The following is a 17,446-nucleotide window of genomic DNA, read 5'->3' on the forward strand; positions in this document are numbered from 1 at the left end:
CCCCCCCGCGCCGGGGGGCGCGGCGGACGGGTCAGCGAGGGCTCGCGGCGCGGCCTCAGCGCTTGAGGTTCATCAGGGTCTCGAGCAGCTCGTTGCCCGTCATGAACACCTTCGAATTGGCGGTGTAGACGGTCTGCGACTCGATCATCGCGGTCAGCTCGGTGCTGACGTCGACGTTGGACTGCTCGAGGGCGCTGGCCTTGACGGTGCCGAGGCCGCCGAGGCCGGCGAAGCCGATCTGGAGATCGCCGGAGTTCAGGGAGGTCTGGTAGACGTTGCCGGCGCGCGGGTCCAAGTTGTCCGGGCTCTTGACCGAGGCCACCGGGATCTTGAACACCCCGAGGCGGGTGCCGTCAGCGTAGGTCGCGTAGACGACGCCGTCGGGGCCGAACTCGGTGCCGGTCACGGCCGAGGGCGCCTTGCCGTCGGCCGTGCCCTGCAGGGCGTCGGCGCCGGCGAGCTGCGTCAGGCCGCCCATGTCGAGGGTGAACGGATCGCCGCCCGGGATCGTGAAGCTCATCGTGTTGGGGCCGCTCAGCTTGCCGTCGGCACCGAACACGAACGGGATCGGCCCGGCCAGGACGTTCTTGTCCGGGTCATAGACCGATGCGGTCCAGGTGTTGGGAAGGACCGGGGGCGCGGCGCTCGGGTCGGCGGGAGACCGCTTGAAGACGACGTCCAGGGTCACGCTCTTGCCGAGCTTGTCGTAGGTGACGACCGACGTCTTCTTCGAATAGTTCGTCGGCGAGACGACGCCGCTGAGCGCCGGGGTGTCGGCGGAGAGGTTGCCGCCGATCGTCGCCTTCGTGCTGGGCGTCGTCCGAAGGCCGAGGCTCGCCATGTTGACCGGCACCAAGCCGTCGGTGCTGTTGAGGGCCGGGCTCGGATTCTGGCCGTCGGCGAGGCTGTAGCCCATCAGGGAGAAGCCGCCCGCATTGACGAGATTGCCGGTCGGCCCGTCCACCACGAAGTTGCCGGCGCGGGTCAGGAAGGGCGCCTTGTTGTCGTCCTGCACCACGAAGAAGCCGTTGCCCTGGATGGCGAGGTCGGTCTTCGAGCTCGTGAAGGTGATCGGGCCCTGGGAGCCGATCGACCGGCGGACCGTGGTCTCGACCGCGCCGGAGGTGTAGTTCGCCGTGGAGCCGCCGTCGATCAGCAGGGACGAGAACTCGGCCGCCGAGCTCTTGTAGCCGGTGGTGCTCGCGTTCTGGACGTTCTCGGCGACGGTGGAGATGCGGTTCGACTGCGCATTCATGCCGGAGACGCCGGTGCGCAAAACGCTGATGAGACTCATGACGTCACCTCGAAGACGGGGATCGCGGCGCGGCGCGCAGGATCGGCGGGCCGGGATCGGCGGGCATTGACGGATCGGCGGACACGGAAGGACCGGCGGGCACTAAAGGAAGACAGGCTTGCGCGGGGCTGGATGGCCCTGCGCGACCGGGCCGAAACGCGGCCGGGGTGGGAGCGAGCGGCATCGTCGCCTCAGGTCCGCAGGGATTGGGCGAGTTCGAGGAAGGCATCCTCGCTCGCCGCCATGCCGGGTTCCTGGCGCAGGGCCTCGTAGATCCGCGGCACCAGGAGGATGGCCTGGTCGAGCTCGGCATCCTCGCCGGCGCGGTAGCCGCCCATCAGGCGCAGGTCGCGGGTCTCCTCGAACCGCGCCATCATGGCCCTGAGGCGGCGCACGAGTTCGCGCTGCTCGGGCGTCCAGACCTCGGAGGCCAGGCGCGAGATCGAGCCGAGGAGATGCACGGCGGGATAGCGGCCCTGCTCGGCGATGGCGCGGTCCAGGACCACGTGCCCGTCGAGGGTGCCGCGGATGGAATCCGCCACGGGGTCGTTGTGGTCGTCCCCGTCCACCAGCACCGAGAACACGCCCGTGATGGTCCCGGCCCCATCGAGGCCGGGGCCGGCCCGCTCGAGGAGGCGGGGCAGGTCCGAGAACACGCTCGGCGGATAGCCCCGGGCCACCGCCGGCTCTCCGGCCGCCAGGGCGACGTCGCGGGCCGCATGGGCGTAGCGCGTCACCGAATCCACGATGAGCAGGACGGATTCGCCGGCATCGCGGAACGATTCCGCGATGGCCAGCGCCATCTTCGGCGCCTGTCGGCGCATCATCGGGCTCTCGTCGCCGGTGGAGACCACGATGACGGCGCGGGCCCGGTTCGGCGCCATGGCGCCTTCCAGGAACTCGCGCACCTCGCGGCCGCGCTCGCCCACCAGGGCGACCACAACGCTGTCGAAGCCGGTGGCCCCGGCCAGCATCGCCAGCAGGGTCGACTTGCCGACGCCGGACCCGGCGAAGATGCCGATGCGCTGGCCGAGACAGAGGGGCGTGAACAGATCGAGGGCGCGCACCCCCGTGCGCAGGGGCTTCGTCACCCGCGCCCGCTCCATGGCGGGCGGGGGGGACGCCTCCAGCGGCACGGCGCGGGCGCCCGGCACGAGCGCGCCGAGGCCGTCGATGGGGCGCCCGAGGGCATCGATCACCCGGCCCTTCCAGCTCGGGTCCGGCCGCAGGGTCGGGTCGCCGAGGCGGTAGGCCAGGGTGCCGATCCCGGCCTCGATCCGGGATTCGAAGGGCTTCACGGTCACGCCCGCCGCGTCCACCCGCACGACCTCGCCGATCTGCTCGCGGCCATTCGCCAGGAAGCCCATGCGGTCACCGAGCGTCATGAAGGGCGCGACGCCCACGACCCGGGCCGCGCTGGCGGTGACCTCCTGGATGGCGCCGCCGACGCGCACCAGGGGCAGGGCCTCGCGGCCCGTCGCCAGGGCCGCGCCGAGACGGTCGAGGGCGTCGCGCATCGGCTCAGCCCTGCGGGCTCAGGGAGCGGATCGCCCCGGAGAAGGTGGTCTCGGTCTCGGAGGCGAGCGTGGCCGCGCTCTCGAAGGCGCGCTGGATGGTGATGAGCTTCGTCATCTCCAGCACCGGGTTGACGTTGGCGCCCTCGACGTAGCCCTGGACCATGCCGATGCGGGTGAAATCCTGCACCGGGACCGCCGGCAGGCTGGTGCTGACGCCGTTCGGCTCGGCGCGGGTCAGGGTGCTCTTCGGATCCAGGGTGAACAGGCCGATGGCCCCCACCTGGTTGATGCCCTGCGAGACGCTGCCGTCGCGCCCGATGGTGGGCGGACCGGCCTGCGGGTCGAGCAGGATCGGGGCGCCGCCGGGATCGAGCATCGGCTGCCCGGTGAGGCTGCGCAGCTGCCCCAGCGCATCCATCGTCATGCGCCCGTCGCGGGTATAGACGGGGCCCCTGGCGCCGCGCACGGCGAACCAGGCGTCGCCCTGCACCGCCACGTCGAGGGGGCTGTCCGTCTTGATCGTCGGCCCGGCCCGCTGGGAGATGTAGGTGTCGCCCGAGGAGGCGAAGGCGACGGCGCCCTTGGTCGCCTGGGCGAGAAGGGCGGTGAACTTGGTGTCCTCGGCGCGGTAGCCGCTGGTGGACAGGTTGGCGACGTTGTTGGCGACCGCGTTCAGGCGCTTGTCGAGGGCGATCTGCGCCGAGAGCGAGACGTAGAGGGCGTTCTGCATGGCGCCTCAGCTCCCCGACCGGATGCGCTGGAGGCTGAGCAGCACGCTCGCGTCGAGGCCCTGCGCGGTGGAATCCGCGAACAGGTTGAGGACCGGCGCCGAGGCGGCGTTGTTCTGCGCATCCCAGATCGCGGTGAAGCGCCGCACGAAGCGCTGCAGCTTGTCCGGGTCCTTGAAGCTCGCGAGATCCACCCGCGTCTCGATGACCGCCGCCTGGCGGGCGATCCCGTCCGAGGAGGAGATATCGGGCAGGCCCAGGACGGTCTTGACCACCTGCGACAGGGCCGGATCGCCCAGCACGCCGTAGCCCGAGGAGACCGTGGGCGCCACGCGGGCGAAGTACAGGGCGAGGCGCACGCCGGTATCCTCGCTCCCGGCATCGCCCTCCAGGCTCTGGCGCAGGTAGGCGGCGGTGGTATCCGTCGTGGCCGCGGGCAGGGTCGTCGTGAAGTCCCCGTAGGTCTTGAAGTCGAAGGCCTTGGCGAAGGCGACGTAGCGGTCGTCGGCGAGGCGGTTGGCGAAAGCCGTGCGGTCCGTGACGCCCTCGGTGAGCACCTTGCGCATGAAGGCCTTGGCGTAGGTCATGTCCTCCAGGCCGTAGGCCTTCATCGCGTAGGCGTAGAGGCGCCGGTCGCCGAGGAAGTCGTCGATGGATTTCACCGCGCCGATCTTGGCCGTGTAGTAGGCGGTCTCGCGGGCGATGTCGGGCTGCTTGGCCTTGCGCGCCAGGGACGCGTCGAGGTCGCGGGCGATCAGGCTGTAGCTCGCGAAGGTGCTCGTCATGGCAGGGGGCGTTCGCTCGTGAGGCGCGGCGGCAGCGCCGGATCGAGGGGAAGGTCGGACCGTCGGGCGGGAAAGGTCCCGGCGCCCGGACCCGGTGCGGGCCGCGCCCGGCCTAGGGCGGATGGCTTGCGGGAAGCTGGTGCCGCCAGGCTCGGGAGAGGCGTCACAGCGGGGTCGGCCCGATGATCGTCTCCGAGGTGATCACGACCCAGCCGGCGCCGGTGGCGCGGATGGAGAGGATGCGGCCGGCGCCCGGCAGCACGGCGCCGGGCACGACCTGGCGCAGGCCCTCGGGCCCCTCGACCAGGGCGGCTCCCTCGGTAACCCGGCGCAGGACATAGGCGCGCGTCCGCGCGGAGGGCTCGGTCCGCTCCGCTTCGGAGGCGGCCGGGACCGGATCGGGCAGCGCCCCCGTGGTGGTCGGATCGAGGTCGACCGCGGCCTCGCGCACCGGTGCGACGGGCCGCTTCCAGGCGAAGCCGCCGCCGACCGCCGGCAGGAACGGCTGGACCGAGTAGGTGTTCGAGGCGCCGGTGATTGCGTAGGCGGCGAAGCTGCCGGAGACCAGGGCGAGCGCGAGACAGATGCCGATGGCCGTGCGCTCCACCGCGGCGGCCCGGGAGCGGCGCAGGATCTCGGCCCCGGCGGACGGACGGGGGTAGCCGGAACGCGGTGCGAGGTCGGCGGGGGTGCGACGGGGGAAGGTCGTGGTCATGGTCGTGGTCGTGGCCATCGCAGGAGGAAGCCGCGGGTCAGCCAAAACCGTCACATGTTATAGTTACCAAATCCTTAAGACCCGGCCGCGATCGACAGTCCGGCACCCCCCTGTTAAGCGGGGCGCACGGTTCGCGGACGGGACGGCACGACGATGGCGGATTGGCAGGAGGCGGTAGCCCGGGGAGACCGGCCCGCGCGCACGCCCTCGCCGAAGCGCTTCCGCGTGATGCAGCAGGGCCGCATCGTGCTCGGCCCCGAGACCCTGGTGCCCTGCATCATCCGCGACCTCTCGCCGATGGGCGCCAGCCTGCGCCTGCCCCGCCCCGCCCCCCTGCCCGAGCGCTTCGACCTCGTGATCGCCGGCCACGAACTGCGCACCGTCGCGGTCCGGCTGCGCTGGCAGCGCGCCGACTTCGCCGGCGTGACCTTCCTGGCCCAGGACTGAGGCTGCGCCCGGCAGGCGGGTCAAGGCGGCCGTCGGTGCATCCGGGCACAGGTCCGGGCCGATGCCCTTAAGCTCCTGCTAAGTCGGACGGGTCATAGTGGCCCCATCGGCAAGCGACTGTCCCAGATCGGGACCGAAGCCCTCGATGCGAACGCGGTGGATAGGTTTCGTGGACCTATAGACATGATGTCGCCCCACCGGTCCGGTGAAAATCCGGGATGTATGAAGCAATAGCGTCTCTCCGCACCAGGAGAGTTTCAGCCCCCGCGGCCTATTGCTCGGCTACGCACACGAATTCCTTGCAATTCCTGCCAACCGGACATCCTCGACATGACCAGCCTGCTGACCAACAACGCCGCCATGACGGCGCTAACGACCCTCAAGAGCATCAACACTCAGCTCGACATGACCAGCAACCGGGTCTCGACCGGCCAGCGGGTCTCCAACGCGTCCGACAACGCCGCCTACTGGTCGATCGCCACCACGGTCCGCACCGACAACGCCTCGCTCTCGGCGGTGAAGGATTCGCTGGGCCTCGGTTCGTCGGCGGTGGACACGGCCTATAACGGCCTCAACAGCATCATCACCGATCTGCAGAACATGCGCGCCAAGCTTCAGACCGCGCTGCAGCCGGGTGTCGACCGCTCCAAGGTCCAGACCGAAATCACTGCCATCCAGAACAAGATGAAGGCCACCGCCGACTCGTCGAACTCGAGCGGCCAGAACTGGCTTTCCGTCAATTCTGCCACCTCGAATACGTCCTACCAGGGCATCCAGAACGTTGTTGCTGGCTTCTCACGTGATCCGAGCGGCGCCATCAACTTCTCGAAGGTCAACGTCGACGTCAACAACATCAAACTGTACGACGCCAACAGCACCAGCGTGACCACGACGGCGACGAAGGCCGTCGTCTCAGCCGCGAACTCGCTCACCGGTACAGCGGCGTTCGTGCGAGGGGGTACTGCTGACTTCAGCGGTGCCGCCGAGTCCGCGATCAAGATCACGATCGGCGGCGTCAACGACACGATCAAGCTCAACAAGGAGACCCTTGCCTCAGCAGCGATCGATCTGACCAAGGTCACCACGGAGGAGTTTCTCAGCGCACTCAACAACCAGTTGGCTGCCTCGACGAACCTCTCGGGCAAGGTCAAGGCTGACCTCGATACGCAAGGCCGCTTGACCTTCACCTCGACCGCGACCGGTGGTGCGACGAAGATGACCGTCGAGGCTGGCACCGTCACTGCCCTCAAGACCCTCGTGGACGTTGGTTACGGCCTCGCGGCCGCAACGGATTTAGCGGCTCCGAGCCTTTTGGCCGGCACCAACTACACCAACCTCGACCTCTCCACCGGCTCAAAGGTGATCACCGTCAATGACGGCTATGGCGCTAAGACCGTCACGCTGAATGCCGCGAGCTACACGGCCCTCGGCGGCGCGGCCACCTCGACCGCCAACACCGCCGTGAATGGTGCCGACGTGGTTGCGATGATCAACTCGCAGCTCGCCGCTCAGGGCAGCAAAGCCACGGTGTCGTTCGCCTCGTCGAAATTCACGTTCACGACGCCGGAGAAGGGTAGCCTCAACAGCGCCGGTACCGCCAACGCCATCACGGTGAACGGGGCTGATGTGACGAGCTTCGGCTTCACCGCGGCTCAGACCGTTTCAGGTACGGATCTCGTTTCGGCTGCCATCGTGCGCGTTGGCTACGGCACGGATGCCGGTACGACGGTCGCACGCGGCATCCTCGACTCCATCGACAATTCGACCAACGTGTCGGTCGCGAGCGTCGACATCTCGCAGATGGTGGGCACTTCGGGCGATACCGCCCTCAGCGCCATCATCACCCAGATCGACAAGGCCATCGCCAAGGTCACGGACTCGGGCACCAAGCTCGGCGCCAACAAGACCCAGATCGACGGCCAGAAGACCTTCGTGGACACCCTGATGAAGGCCAACGACCGCACCATCGGCATCCTGGTCGATGCCGACATCGAGGAGGAGTCCACCAAGCTGAAGGCCCTGCAGACCCAGCAGCAGCTGGCCGTGCAGTCCCTCAGCATCGCCAACTCCTCCAGCCAGGGCATCCTCTCGCTCTTCCGCTGAGCCGGACCCCGCCCCCGGAACCTCCGGGGGCGCTTGACGCAGAAAGGCCACGCCTCCGCGAGGAGGCGTGGCCTTCTTCGTTCTGAACCTCATCCCGGGCCGCGCGGTCTCAACCGACGAAGGTGTAGCCCGCCAGCCGCTTGGCCTCGATCGGGTCGTAGCCCAGGCGCATCCGCAGCTTCTTGCGCAGCTTGCTGATGTGGCCCTCGACCACGCTCTCCTCGACGTCGGCGCCGTGGTCGGCATAGACGGCGTTGAAGATCTGCGCCCGGCTGAGCTGGCGGCCGCGCTGGGCGGCGAAGTACTCGAGGATGTGGCGCTCGCGGCGCGGCAGGATCAGGCTGACCCCGTCGATCTCCGGGTCGCGGCCGTCGGAGAACACCTTGAGCCGGCCGCTGCGATCCTGCGCGGCGGGCGCCCGGACCTCGCCGCGGATGCCGCGGCGGCGGATCGCCTCGGCCCGGGCCAGGATCTCGCGGACATGGACCGGGCGGCGCACGACGTCGTCGATGCCGGCGGTGAAGAGGTCGAGGGTTTGCTCCAGGGAGCGGGTCTCGTTGAGGGCGATGATCGGGGCCTGGGAGAAGCTGCGGATCGCGGCGGTCCGGCTGGCGCGATCGGCGCATTCGCCGAGCACGATCCCCTGGAGCGCGTCGGCCGGGTTCCCGGCGAGCCAGGCCAGGAAATCGTCGGCGTTGCTGCTCCGCGCGGGAACCGACTGCGCGTTGAAACCGGCCACGTACTCGGCGGCCACCTGATGCCGCTCGTCTACCACGATATACATTTCAGCGCCCCGCCGAAAACGAATTGTTGTGCAAACCGACCCGACGATCACCTTGGAAGCGGAGCGACTTCGTTGTTCGCTCTCATCATCCAGGTTTTACTTGATGATGCCTTCGCAGCCGCATCTCTCTTCGGAGATGTATTGGCTGCCGTCCGTCGATCTGCGTTGGAAATGTTTCTTTAATAAAATGGTTAATTTTGAATTAAGGGGTTCACGGTCCTGTGATCCCGGGCCGATTTTCGGCCTGCCAGAGGCTCCGTCGGGGCCTCGTCCGGCGGCGCTGTGGCCAATCGGTCACGGCCCGTGGAGCGGCCGGAGCCGAAGCGACGCCGGGATTCCGCGCGGGTTCGAATCGGCACGGGAGGCCGGTCGCGAGGCGGCGGCGCTGCCCGCGAGACGCGATGTCCGGATAGGGCGGCCCGGAGAACCGTCCCCGTGCGCTAGGCCCGGGCGGTCCGGGTCGCGGCGGGCGCCAGCGTCTCGCCCAGGAGTTCGATCTGGGCGACGAGGCGGGTCAGGCCCTCGCTGCGGGGCGCGGACGGCATCGGCGGCAGGACGCCGTCCCCCTCGCCGCCGAGGCTCGACAGGGTGGCGGTGATCCAGCCGCTCCAGGCCGCGAGCGCGTCCGGCTCCGCCGTCTCGACGGCGTAGCGCAGGGCGGTGAGGCGCGCCGAGATCCGCCGCAGGGTCGCGTCGGCCACCATGGCGGATTCCACCTGCGGGTGGCGCCCGGCGCGGGGCTGCTGCAGGGCGCGGGCGAGCGCGGCCTCGAGGTCGTTGAGGGCGAGGCCCGAGGCGCGGGCGGCCTGGGCGCGGATGCCGGAGGTTTCCGCCTCGGGTCCGGCACAGAGCACGGCCCGGGCGAAGGCGGCATGGGCCCGGACCGCCTTGCGCAGTTCGAGGCGGACCTGGTCGGGCTCCCAGATCGGCCAGAGCACGAGGGCGCTCGCCACCGCGATCAGGCCGCCGAGTAGGGTCAGGAGCGCGCGCATGCCCGCCACCTCCCAGGAGCCGTGGCCGGGCTCGACCACCTCGACCAGCAGCACCACGAGGGGCGTCAGGCAGGCGATGAACACGCCGTAGCTCACCTGGCGGGCGGCGAAGCCGATGATGCTCAGGGGGAAGACCAGGGCCGCCAGGGCCAGGGGCGAGGTGGCGAAGCTCGCCAGAACGGCGCCGATCAGGCCGCCGAGCACGGTGCCGCCGATGCGCTCCAGGGCCCGCTGCCAGGTGGCGGCGTAGAAGGGCTGCATCGTCAGCACCACCGTCATGGTGAGCCAGTGGGCGAAGGGCCCCGCCCAGACCAGGGTCGCCCACAGGGCGGGGGCCGCCACCACGGTCGCCCGCACGGCGTGGCGCAGGTTGGCCGACGCGAAGGTGAAGTTGGTGCTGAGCGGCCCGAGCAGCCGGGTCGCGAGGGGCAGGCTCGCCCGCCCGAGCAGGGCGCCGCCGGGGCGGTAGCCGTCCGGCGTCGAGAGCTTGGCGCCGATGCGGACGCGGTCGAGGATGCGGGTGGCGAGGTCGTGCAGCCCGCGGTCATGGGCCAGGCGCCGGGTGCTCCGGTCGATGGCCCGCTCCAGGCGGGCGAGATCGATCACGCTGTCGTCGCGGATCGCACGGGCGATGACGCCCAGGAGCGGCCGCAGCCGGCGCAGGAGGCGGCGCGCCATCCGCCGACGGCGCGGGTCCGGCTCGCCCTCGATCAGGTCCGAGAGGGCGATGAGGGCGGCGAAGATCTGCTCGGCGGCCTCCAGGCGGATCAGGGCCTGGGCGGTGCGGTCGGAGATGCGCTCGCGGCTGCGGGCGAGATCGACGATCACCGTGCGGGCCTGCTCGATCGCCTCGCGCACGCCCCGGCGGTGGGCGCGGGCGTGCCGGTCGAAGGCCTGCAGGTCGAAGGTCTGGCGATCGAAGATCTGGCGGGCGCCGCCCCGGGCGGTCTTCGCCTCGGGCGTTTCCGGCCAGGCCAAGGAGGCGAGGTCCTCGAGGTCGTCGCAGAGGCGGGTCAGGCGGCGCCAGACCTCGGCCACCGCGCGATGCGTCGGCCGATAGGGGTGGAGCCGCCACAGCAGCAGCGCCAGCAGGGTCGCCCACAGGCCCCCGGCGCTGAAGACCAGCCCGGCCACCAGGGCCTGGTCGGGGGTGAGCGGCCGGTCCAGGGCGAAGCACAGGACGAGGACCAGGACGTTGCCGGCCGCCTGCGCCTGCACGCCCCAGACCCGGGCGTAGGTGCAGCCGAAGATGACGATGCCGGCGAGCGGCACCACGGGCACCGGCCCGAGGGGCTGCATCAGGCCGAACAGCCCCCAGATCACGCCGCCGAGCAGCGAGAAGACGGTGAGCACGAGGAGGCGCGAGCGCATCGGCCCGCCCGCATCGGCGAAGCAGGCGAGGTTCGCCGCGAGCGCCACGGTGAGGAGCGGCGGCCAGGGAAACCATTCGTGCAGGAGGATGACGAGGCCGAAGGCCAGGGCCGCCCGCACGCCGTCGACGAGGCTGAGGCCGCGTGGATCGAGCCCGATCGGCAGGCGCGTGAGGTCGAGCCCCGGATTGGTCAGCGTCCCCCGTCCGCGCAGGAAGGCGGCCGCGCGCATCCGCCGGCGCGGGCCGGTCCCCGGGGCGGAGCCGGCCGGACGGCCCTGCGGAGCGGTGGCCTCGGGAGAAGCTGAGCGGGCGGGAGAAGGGGACATCGCGGACGCGGCGGGCTCCCGGAGGGCGCAGGCCCTCCGTATCTCCGCGATCTAGGGCGCTTCCGCGCCCGGCGGAACCGCCGGGGTCGGCACGGGAGCCCTGCGCTCCACGGGAGCCTTCCGATCCCCGGGAGCCTTCGGGCCCCCGGGGGCCTTGGGGTCCGCGACGGGGGCGGCCCGCCATCCGTCAGATCGCGCTGCCCTTCTCGATCACCCGCGTGTCGACGACGTCGGCGGGCTCGTAGAGCCAGCGCGCCATGGCGCCCGCCGCCATCGCGCCGACGATCGGCGCGAGCCAGAACAGCCAGAGCTGCCCGAGATGATCGCCGCCCGCGATCAGGGCCGGGCCGGTGCTGCGCGCCGGGTTGACCGAGGTGTTGGTCACCGGGATCGAGACGAGGTGGATCAGCACCAGGGCGAACCCGATCGGAATGCCGGCAAAGCCGGTCGCCGCCCCCTTCGAGGTGGTGCCGACGATGATCACGAGGAAGAAGAACGTCGTCAGAACCTCGGTGACGAGGCAGGCGGCGAGGCTGTACCTGCCCGGGCTGAGCTCCCCGTAGCCGTTCGCCGCGAACCCGTTCGGCACCCAGCCGGGCTTGCCCGAGGCGATGGCATAGAGGACGCCGGCGGCCAGGATCGCGCCCACCACCTGGGCCACGATGTAGGGCACGACGTGCCGGTTGGCGCAGCGCTGCGCCGACCACAGCCCCAGGGTCACGGCCGGGTTGAAGTGACCGCCGGAGATGTGACCGACCGCGTAGGCCATGGTCAGGACGGTGAGGCCGAAGGCCAGGGCGACCCCGAGGAAGCCGATCCCCAGTTCGGGAAAGGCCGCCGACAGGATGGCGGCGCCGCAGCCGCCGAAGGTGAGCCAGAACGTGCCGAAGAACTCGGCGGTCGCCCGCCGCATCGTGTCGTGATCCATGACGATGCCTCCCGCTCGTGCGGTCGCGCAGCGCTCCTCCCAGGGCGGGCTCGCCGCCACCGCTCGGCACGACGCGACACCAAAGATCCTGCGCCGGATTCAATGCAGCGCAGTATTCGAGGATCGCACAATCGTCAGATCTCAGCAACGCTCGGGAACGGTCAAATTTCCAGACGGATGGCGAGCGCCGAAAACTGTCTTTTCATAGCGCGAACCGCCAAGGCGCGGATCAGAAACTGTTTCGTCCGAAGACGCCATCGGCGCTGCGGCGCCCGAGCCCGCCACCCGGGCCCGGCGCAGAGGGGCGACCGCGCACGCGACCCGGCGGGGTCCCTGCGCATTCGACGGGCTCTCGGAAGAGCGCGGCTTCGAGAGCCGGCTCCTGGAAGATCAGGTCTTGGAAGATCGGGCCTCGGGCGACCGGGCCCGACGCAGGATCAGGTCCTAGAACTTGCCGCCGAGACCGACGCTGCCGCCCTGGCCCATCTGGGGGGCGAGGCCGCCGGAGCTCGACCGGGTCGCGGTCTCGCCCTCGATGTCCTCGCGCCGGATGCGGCGCTCCTCGTTCGCCGCCGCGCGGGTCTGGCCGCCGGCGGCGCTCGGCACGGCGATGCGGCGCGTCGGGGCGGTCTGGAGCGGAGCGCCGTCGGGATCGATCTCCGCGGAGCGGCCGCGCTGGGGACCCGGCACCGAGCCGCGCATGGAGGGGGGCGGACCGACCTCCGTCTCGGGCATCACGCCGCCACCGCCGCCGAGCGCTTGGCACCCGGCGAGCGCGGCGGCAACGAGCGCGACGGCGCAGGCTCTGGACGGAAGGGACATCGGCTCTGGTCCTCGGGAAAACGCCGGCGACCGCTTCGGGGCGCCCACTCACACTGTCTGCCTCTGTACGACGCGGTTTTGGCGAAAACCAGACACGCTCCGGTGCGTGGGGGATTGCGGCCACGCTTGGCCCGGTGCCAGAGTGCGCCGCCAGGGGCGGGGATCGGCGCGAGACCGGTCCAGTTCTTGCGCGAGTGCCGCGCGCGACGTCGCGCCGTCCTGCCTTCGCCGGAGCCGGGTCCCTCCGCGCCGACGACCGGAGGCGGCCGCGACCCGCGCGTCCATTCCTCTCGCCCATCCACAACTTCGCCTTGGTCGACGCGCAATGAGGCTGGAACCGCCCCTGGGGCGGAACCCGCCGCCCAAGCTGCCATTGTGTCAGGCCGGCGAGACGCACCACTCGGGGAACGCGCGTGTTCAGAACTGTCCGGATGATCGCCGCCGCGACGATCACCCTGTTGGCCGCCTCCGCGGCCGCCGAAACCCCGGCCGCGCCGGGCAAGGACGCCGCGCCGAGCCCCGGCGAGGTCTCGCCCGCGACCCCGGCGCCCGCGCCGGCTCCGGCCGCGATCCCCGCCACGCCGCCCCTCGCGGGCACGCCGGCTCCGGTTCCGGCTCCGCCCCCCGGTGCGCCGGCCACGGGCACGCCCGCCACGGTGCTCGACACCCAGGATTACGAGGGCATCCTCGGCAAGGGCGTGCGCAGCTCGACCGGCGAGGATATGGGCCGGATCATCGACATCATCCTGGACAAGGACGGCCGCCCGCGGGCGGCGATCATCGATTTCGGCGGCTTCCTCGGCGTCGGCTCCCGCAAGATCGCGGTGGACTGGCGCGCCATGCGCTTCACCACCGACGGCAAGGCGAGCCGGCCGGTCCTGCAGCTCAGCCGCAACCAGGTCCGGGTCTCGCCCGAGTACAAGGCCGGCGAGCCCATCGTGGTGCTCGGCCCCGCCAGCCCGGCCGCGCCCGCCGAGGGCGAGCAGGCCGCCGCCCCGGTCCAGGGACCGCCCGCGCCCCCGGCGGCGGTCGCTCCTCCGCCGGTCGCCGCGCCCGCTCCCGCGGCTCCGCTCGCACCCGCACCCGAGAAGGTGCCGGACAAGCCGGCCGAGAAGTCGCCGGATCGATGACGGTTCCGCTCCCGAAGGATCGCCGGGCGCTCAAGCCGCGGGACGTCGCGCGTCCGGAGTTCCGGCCCCGGCCGCTCCCACGCCGCGACGCCCCCACGGACGATGTCCCGCCGGCGACGGCAGCGGAGAACCCGGCCGACATGAAGGTGATCTCGCGCCGGAGCACGCGCGGCCTCGACGGGTTCGCGTTCTTCGTGGCGAACCTCCAGACCGGCTTCGGACCGTTCCTGGCCGTGTACTTCACCCAGGCGAAGTGGACCCAGTCCGACATCGGCTTCGCCCTCACGGTGGGCAGCCTCGTCAGCCTGCTCGGCCAGGTGCCCGGCGGCGCCTTCGTGGACGCGGTGCGCTCGCGCCGCTTCGCCGCCGGCTTCTCGGTGGTGGCCATCGCGCTGAGCGCCTTCGCGCTCGCCATGTGGCCGAACTTCCTCGTGGTGCTGCTGGCCATGGCCGCGCATTCCGCGGCGAGCTGCATCCTCACCCCCGCCATCGCGGCGATCAGCATCGGCCTCGTCGGCCATGCCCGGGCGGGCGAGCGGCTCGGCCGCAACGCCAGCTTCTCGGCCCTCGGCAACGCGGTCGCCGCCGCCGGGATGGGCGCCTGCGGCTACTACCTCTCCAACGACGCCGTGTTCTACCTCACCGCCGCCCTGATGGTGCCGACCCTGATCGCGCTCTCGCGGATCCGGTCCGACGAGATCGACGGCCCGTCCCATCCCCAGGCCCGGCCGGCCGGGGACGCCGCGGCGGCGCGGGACGGGGCCGGCCTGCGCGCCCTCCTCACCAACCGCGCGCTGCTGTGCTTTGCCGCCTGCATGACGCTGTTCTTCCTCGCCAACGCGGCGATGCTGCCGCTGGTGGGCAGCATGCTCACCCTGCGGGCCAGCGAGACCGCGACGGCGCTGATCGCCGCCTGCATCGTCGTGCCCCAGGTCGTCCTCGCCGTGTCGGCGCCCACCATCGGGCGCCTGGCCGAGCGCTGGGGCCGCCGCCCGCTGCTGCTCATCGGCTTTGCCGCCCTGCCGATCCGCGGCCTGCTCTTCGCCTATGTCGACAGCCCCGAACTCCTGGTGGCGATCCAGGTCTTCGACGGCATCTCGGCGGCGGTGTTCGGCGTGATGGTGCCCCTCGTGGTCTCGGACGCCACCCGGAGGACGGGCCATTTCAACCTCGCCCTGGGCGCGGTCGGCACCGCCATGGGCATCGGCGCCGCCCTGTCGACCTCGCTCGCCGGCGTGATGGCGGACCGGCTCGGCAGCCACACCGCCTTCCTCGGCCTCGCCATCGTGGGCTTCGCCGCCTTCGCCCTGGTGGCGCTGATCATGCCGGAGACGCGCCGCGATCCGGCGGCGTGACACCCGGCGGAGCGCGCGGAAGCGGGCCCACGGCATCGAATTCGCTTGCCGCTCAAGCGATGTTCAGGTTTGCACGCTAAAACGCGCAAACCTCCGCCGGACACTGCAACGCTTGCCCCCGCTTCGCGTTGCGAGTCAGGGGGGCTCAAGATCCTGTGTGGGGCACGCGCGGGAAACCAGGGTCCGCGAGGACGCCTAAACAGAAGCAGGTCCACCCAACGTCCGGGCGGACCCTCGAAACCGGGACGGTCACCGCGATGGAAGACCTCTGCGTTTATGCCGATAGGCCGTTCGCCTTCGTGGGACGCTATCTGCGCCGACGCGCCCTGCCGCACATCGTCATCCTGTGCGCCGTTCTCGGCGCCGTGGGCTTCTCCGTCAGCACCGACTACGCGCTGAAGGGGGTCGTCGATGCGCTGAGCAAGGGGCCGCAGGCCGGCCTGATCTGGAGCGCGCTCGCCCTGCTGATCGCCTTCATCGCGGCCGACAACATGCTCTGGCGCGTGGCGAGCCTGGTCGGCTCGTTCACCTTCGTGGGCGTCACCGGCGACATCCGGCGCGACCTGTTCCGGCACATGACCGGGCACTCGCCGACCTTCTTCGCCGACCGGCAGCCCGGCACCCTGGCCTCGCGCATCACCGCGACCTCAAACGCGATCTTCACGGTCGAGAACATGTTCGTGTTCAACGTGATGCCGCCCTGCGTCGCCGCCTTCGGCTCGATCCTCTACATCGGCAGCGTCAACCTCACGATGGCGCTGGTGCTCGCCGGCATCTTCGCCGCCGTCGTGCTGCTGATGTTCAAGATGGCGGCGGCCGGAAAGCCCCTGCACCACGACTTCGCCGCCAAGGCCGCCTCCGTCGACGGCGAGATGGTCGACCTCGTCGGCAACATGCCGCTGGTGCGCGCCTTCTCGGCCTTCAAGCGCGAATACACCCGCTTCGACGGGACGATCGGCCAGGAGATGCGCTCGCGCCGCTCCTCGCTGCTCTATCTCGAGAAGCTGCGCATCGTGCACGCCATCCTGACGGTGCTGGCGGTGCTCGGCCTGCTCTACTGGGCCATCACCATGTGGGAGGCCGGGCAGGCCACCAACGGCCAGGTGGTGCTCGTCTGCACCCTAGGCATCCGCATCCTCGCCGCGACCCGCGACCTCGCCGTGGCCCTGGTGGACGCGACCCAGCACACGGCCCGCCTCTCGGAGGCCCTGCACACCCTGCTGCAGCCGCACGACCTGATCGACCACCCTGAGGCCGAGCCGCTCTCCGGCAGCACGGGCGCCGAGATCACCTTCGACCACGTCGCCTTCTCCTATCCCGACGGGCGCGGCGTCTTCACCGATTTCGACCTCGTCATCCAGCCGGGCCAGCGCGTCGGCCTCGTGGGCAAGTCGGGGGGCGGCAAGTCGACCCTGTTCTCGCTGCTGCAGCGCTTCTACGACGCGCAGGGCGGCCGCATCCTGATCAACGGACAGGACATCCAGCGGGTGACGCAGGAATCCCTGCGCGAGGCCATCACGGTGGTGCCGCAGGACGTCTCGATGTTCCACCGCACCCTGCGCGAGAACATCCGCTACGGCCGGCCCGACGCCTCCGACGAGGACGTCTGGAAGGCCGCGGCGGCGGCCCATTGCACCGACTTCATCGAGGCGCTCCCCGAAGGCTTCGACACCATCGTGGGCGACCGCGGCGTCAAGCTCTCCGGCGGCCAGCGCCAGCGCATCGCCATCGCGCGGGCCATCCTCAAGGATTCGCCGATCCTGCTCCTCGACGAGGCGACCTCGGCCCTCGACGCCGAGTCCGAGGAGGCGATCCGCCACGCGCTGGCCAACCTGATGAAGGGCCGCACGGTGATCGCGATCGCGCACCGCCTCTCGACGCTGAAGGACTTCGACCGGATCGTCGTGCTGGAAGGCGGCCGCATCATCCAGGACGGCTCGCCCGACAAGCTGACCCATCTCGACGGCTTCTACCGCGAGCTGATGAAGAAGGAATCGATGTCGATGGCGCTCGCCGCCGCCTGAGGCGCGGGCGGGACGATTCCCAACGATCGGAGCCGACCAGCGCCCTCCCCCGCCCGGGAGGGCGTTTTGCCGTGGCGATGCGGAGACGGCCTCGGCCGCCAATCCGCCTGCCGGCGGGATCGCG

The 17,446-nt window shown here is 70.9% G+C and carries 14 protein-coding genes; 5 read left to right on the plus strand and 9 right to left on the minus strand.

Annotated elements, in window-relative coordinates; translation table 11 throughout:
* Positions 1–55 precede the first annotated feature (55 nt).
* The 5 genes from AC3WLN_RS12575 to AC3WLN_RS12595 form a co-directional block, all read right to left on the minus strand.
* Positions 56–1,294 (minus strand): flagellar hook protein FlgE, encoded by a 1,239-nt coding sequence (locus AC3WLN_RS12575; protein WP_492481629.1) that lies wholly within the window; start codon positions 1,292–1,294, stop codon positions 56–58.
* A gap of 191 nt (positions 1,295–1,485) precedes the next feature.
* Positions 1,486–2,811 carry a flagellar protein export ATPase FliI gene (gene fliI / locus AC3WLN_RS12580; protein ID WP_492481631.1) on the minus strand — a complete coding sequence of 442 codons (1,326 nt, stop codon included), beginning with the start codon at positions 2,809–2,811 and terminating at the stop codon, positions 1,486–1,488.
* Between the two features lie 4 nt (positions 2,812–2,815).
* Complete coding sequence (gene flgF / locus AC3WLN_RS12585) at positions 2,816–3,541, minus strand: flagellar basal-body rod protein FlgF (protein ID WP_492481633.1); 726 nt, start codon at positions 3,539–3,541, stop codon at positions 2,816–2,818.
* A 6-nt stretch (positions 3,542–3,547) separates the two neighbouring features.
* Complete coding sequence (locus AC3WLN_RS12590) at positions 3,548–4,324, minus strand: DUF1217 domain-containing protein (RefSeq protein ID WP_492481635.1); 777 nt, start codon at positions 4,322–4,324, stop codon at positions 3,548–3,550.
* A 163-nt stretch (positions 4,325–4,487) separates the two neighbouring features.
* Complete coding sequence (locus AC3WLN_RS12595; RefSeq protein WP_492481637.1) at positions 4,488–5,039, minus strand: hypothetical protein; 552 nt, start codon at positions 5,037–5,039, stop codon at positions 4,488–4,490.
* A 153-nt stretch (positions 5,040–5,192) separates the two neighbouring features.
* On the opposite strand from AC3WLN_RS12595, the gene AC3WLN_RS12600 reads away from it, so the two are divergent.
* Entirely contained in the window at positions 5,193–5,486 is a 294-nt protein-coding gene (locus AC3WLN_RS12600; protein WP_492481639.1) for a PilZ domain-containing protein, read from the plus strand.
* A 330-nt stretch (positions 5,487–5,816) separates the two neighbouring features.
* Positions 5,817–7,589: a flagellin N-terminal helical domain-containing protein gene (locus AC3WLN_RS12605; RefSeq protein ID WP_492481641.1), complete on the plus strand. Its 1,773-nt coding sequence runs from the start codon at positions 5,817–5,819 to the stop codon at positions 7,587–7,589.
* Between the two features lie 109 nt (positions 7,590–7,698).
* On the opposite strand, the gene AC3WLN_RS12610 is transcribed toward AC3WLN_RS12605, so the two are convergent.
* From AC3WLN_RS12610 to AC3WLN_RS12625, 4 genes are all read right to left on the minus strand, one after another.
* Positions 7,699–8,373, minus strand: a complete 675-nt coding sequence (locus AC3WLN_RS12610) for a response regulator transcription factor (protein ID WP_492481643.1) — start codon at positions 8,371–8,373, stop codon at positions 7,699–7,701.
* A 440-nt stretch (positions 8,374–8,813) separates the two neighbouring features.
* Positions 8,814–10,967 carry an FUSC family protein gene (locus AC3WLN_RS12615; protein ID WP_492481644.1) on the minus strand — a complete coding sequence of 718 codons (2,154 nt, stop codon included), beginning with the start codon at positions 10,965–10,967 and terminating at the stop codon, positions 8,814–8,816.
* Between the two features lie 283 nt (positions 10,968–11,250).
* Entirely contained in the window at positions 11,251–11,991 is a 741-nt protein-coding gene (gene aqpZ / locus AC3WLN_RS12620) for an aquaporin Z (RefSeq protein WP_492481646.1), read from the minus strand.
* A 444-nt stretch (positions 11,992–12,435) separates the two neighbouring features.
* On the minus strand, positions 12,436–12,813 hold the full coding sequence (locus tag AC3WLN_RS12625; protein WP_492481648.1) for a hypothetical protein: 378 nt from the start codon (positions 12,811–12,813) through the stop codon (positions 12,436–12,438).
* Between the two features lie 413 nt (positions 12,814–13,226).
* Here AC3WLN_RS12625 and AC3WLN_RS12630 point away from each other — a divergent pair, with 413 nt between their 5' ends.
* From AC3WLN_RS12630 to AC3WLN_RS12640, 3 genes are all read left to right on the plus strand, one after another.
* Positions 13,227–13,943, plus strand: a complete 717-nt coding sequence (locus AC3WLN_RS12630; protein ID WP_492481650.1) for a PRC-barrel domain-containing protein — start codon at positions 13,227–13,229, stop codon at positions 13,941–13,943.
* Positions 13,940–15,298: an MFS transporter gene (locus tag AC3WLN_RS12635; RefSeq protein ID WP_492481651.1), complete on the plus strand. Its 1,359-nt coding sequence runs from the start codon at positions 13,940–13,942 to the stop codon at positions 15,296–15,298. Before AC3WLN_RS12630 ends, AC3WLN_RS12635 begins: the two co-directional genes overlap by 4 nt.
* Positions 15,299–15,555: 257 nt before the next feature.
* Positions 15,556–17,322: an ABC transporter ATP-binding protein gene (locus AC3WLN_RS12640; RefSeq protein WP_492481653.1), complete on the plus strand. Its 1,767-nt coding sequence runs from the start codon at positions 15,556–15,558 to the stop codon at positions 17,320–17,322.
* Positions 17,323–17,446: the final 124 nt, after the last annotated feature.

This window comes from Methylobacterium sp. FW306-05-D, from assembly GCF_058782155.1.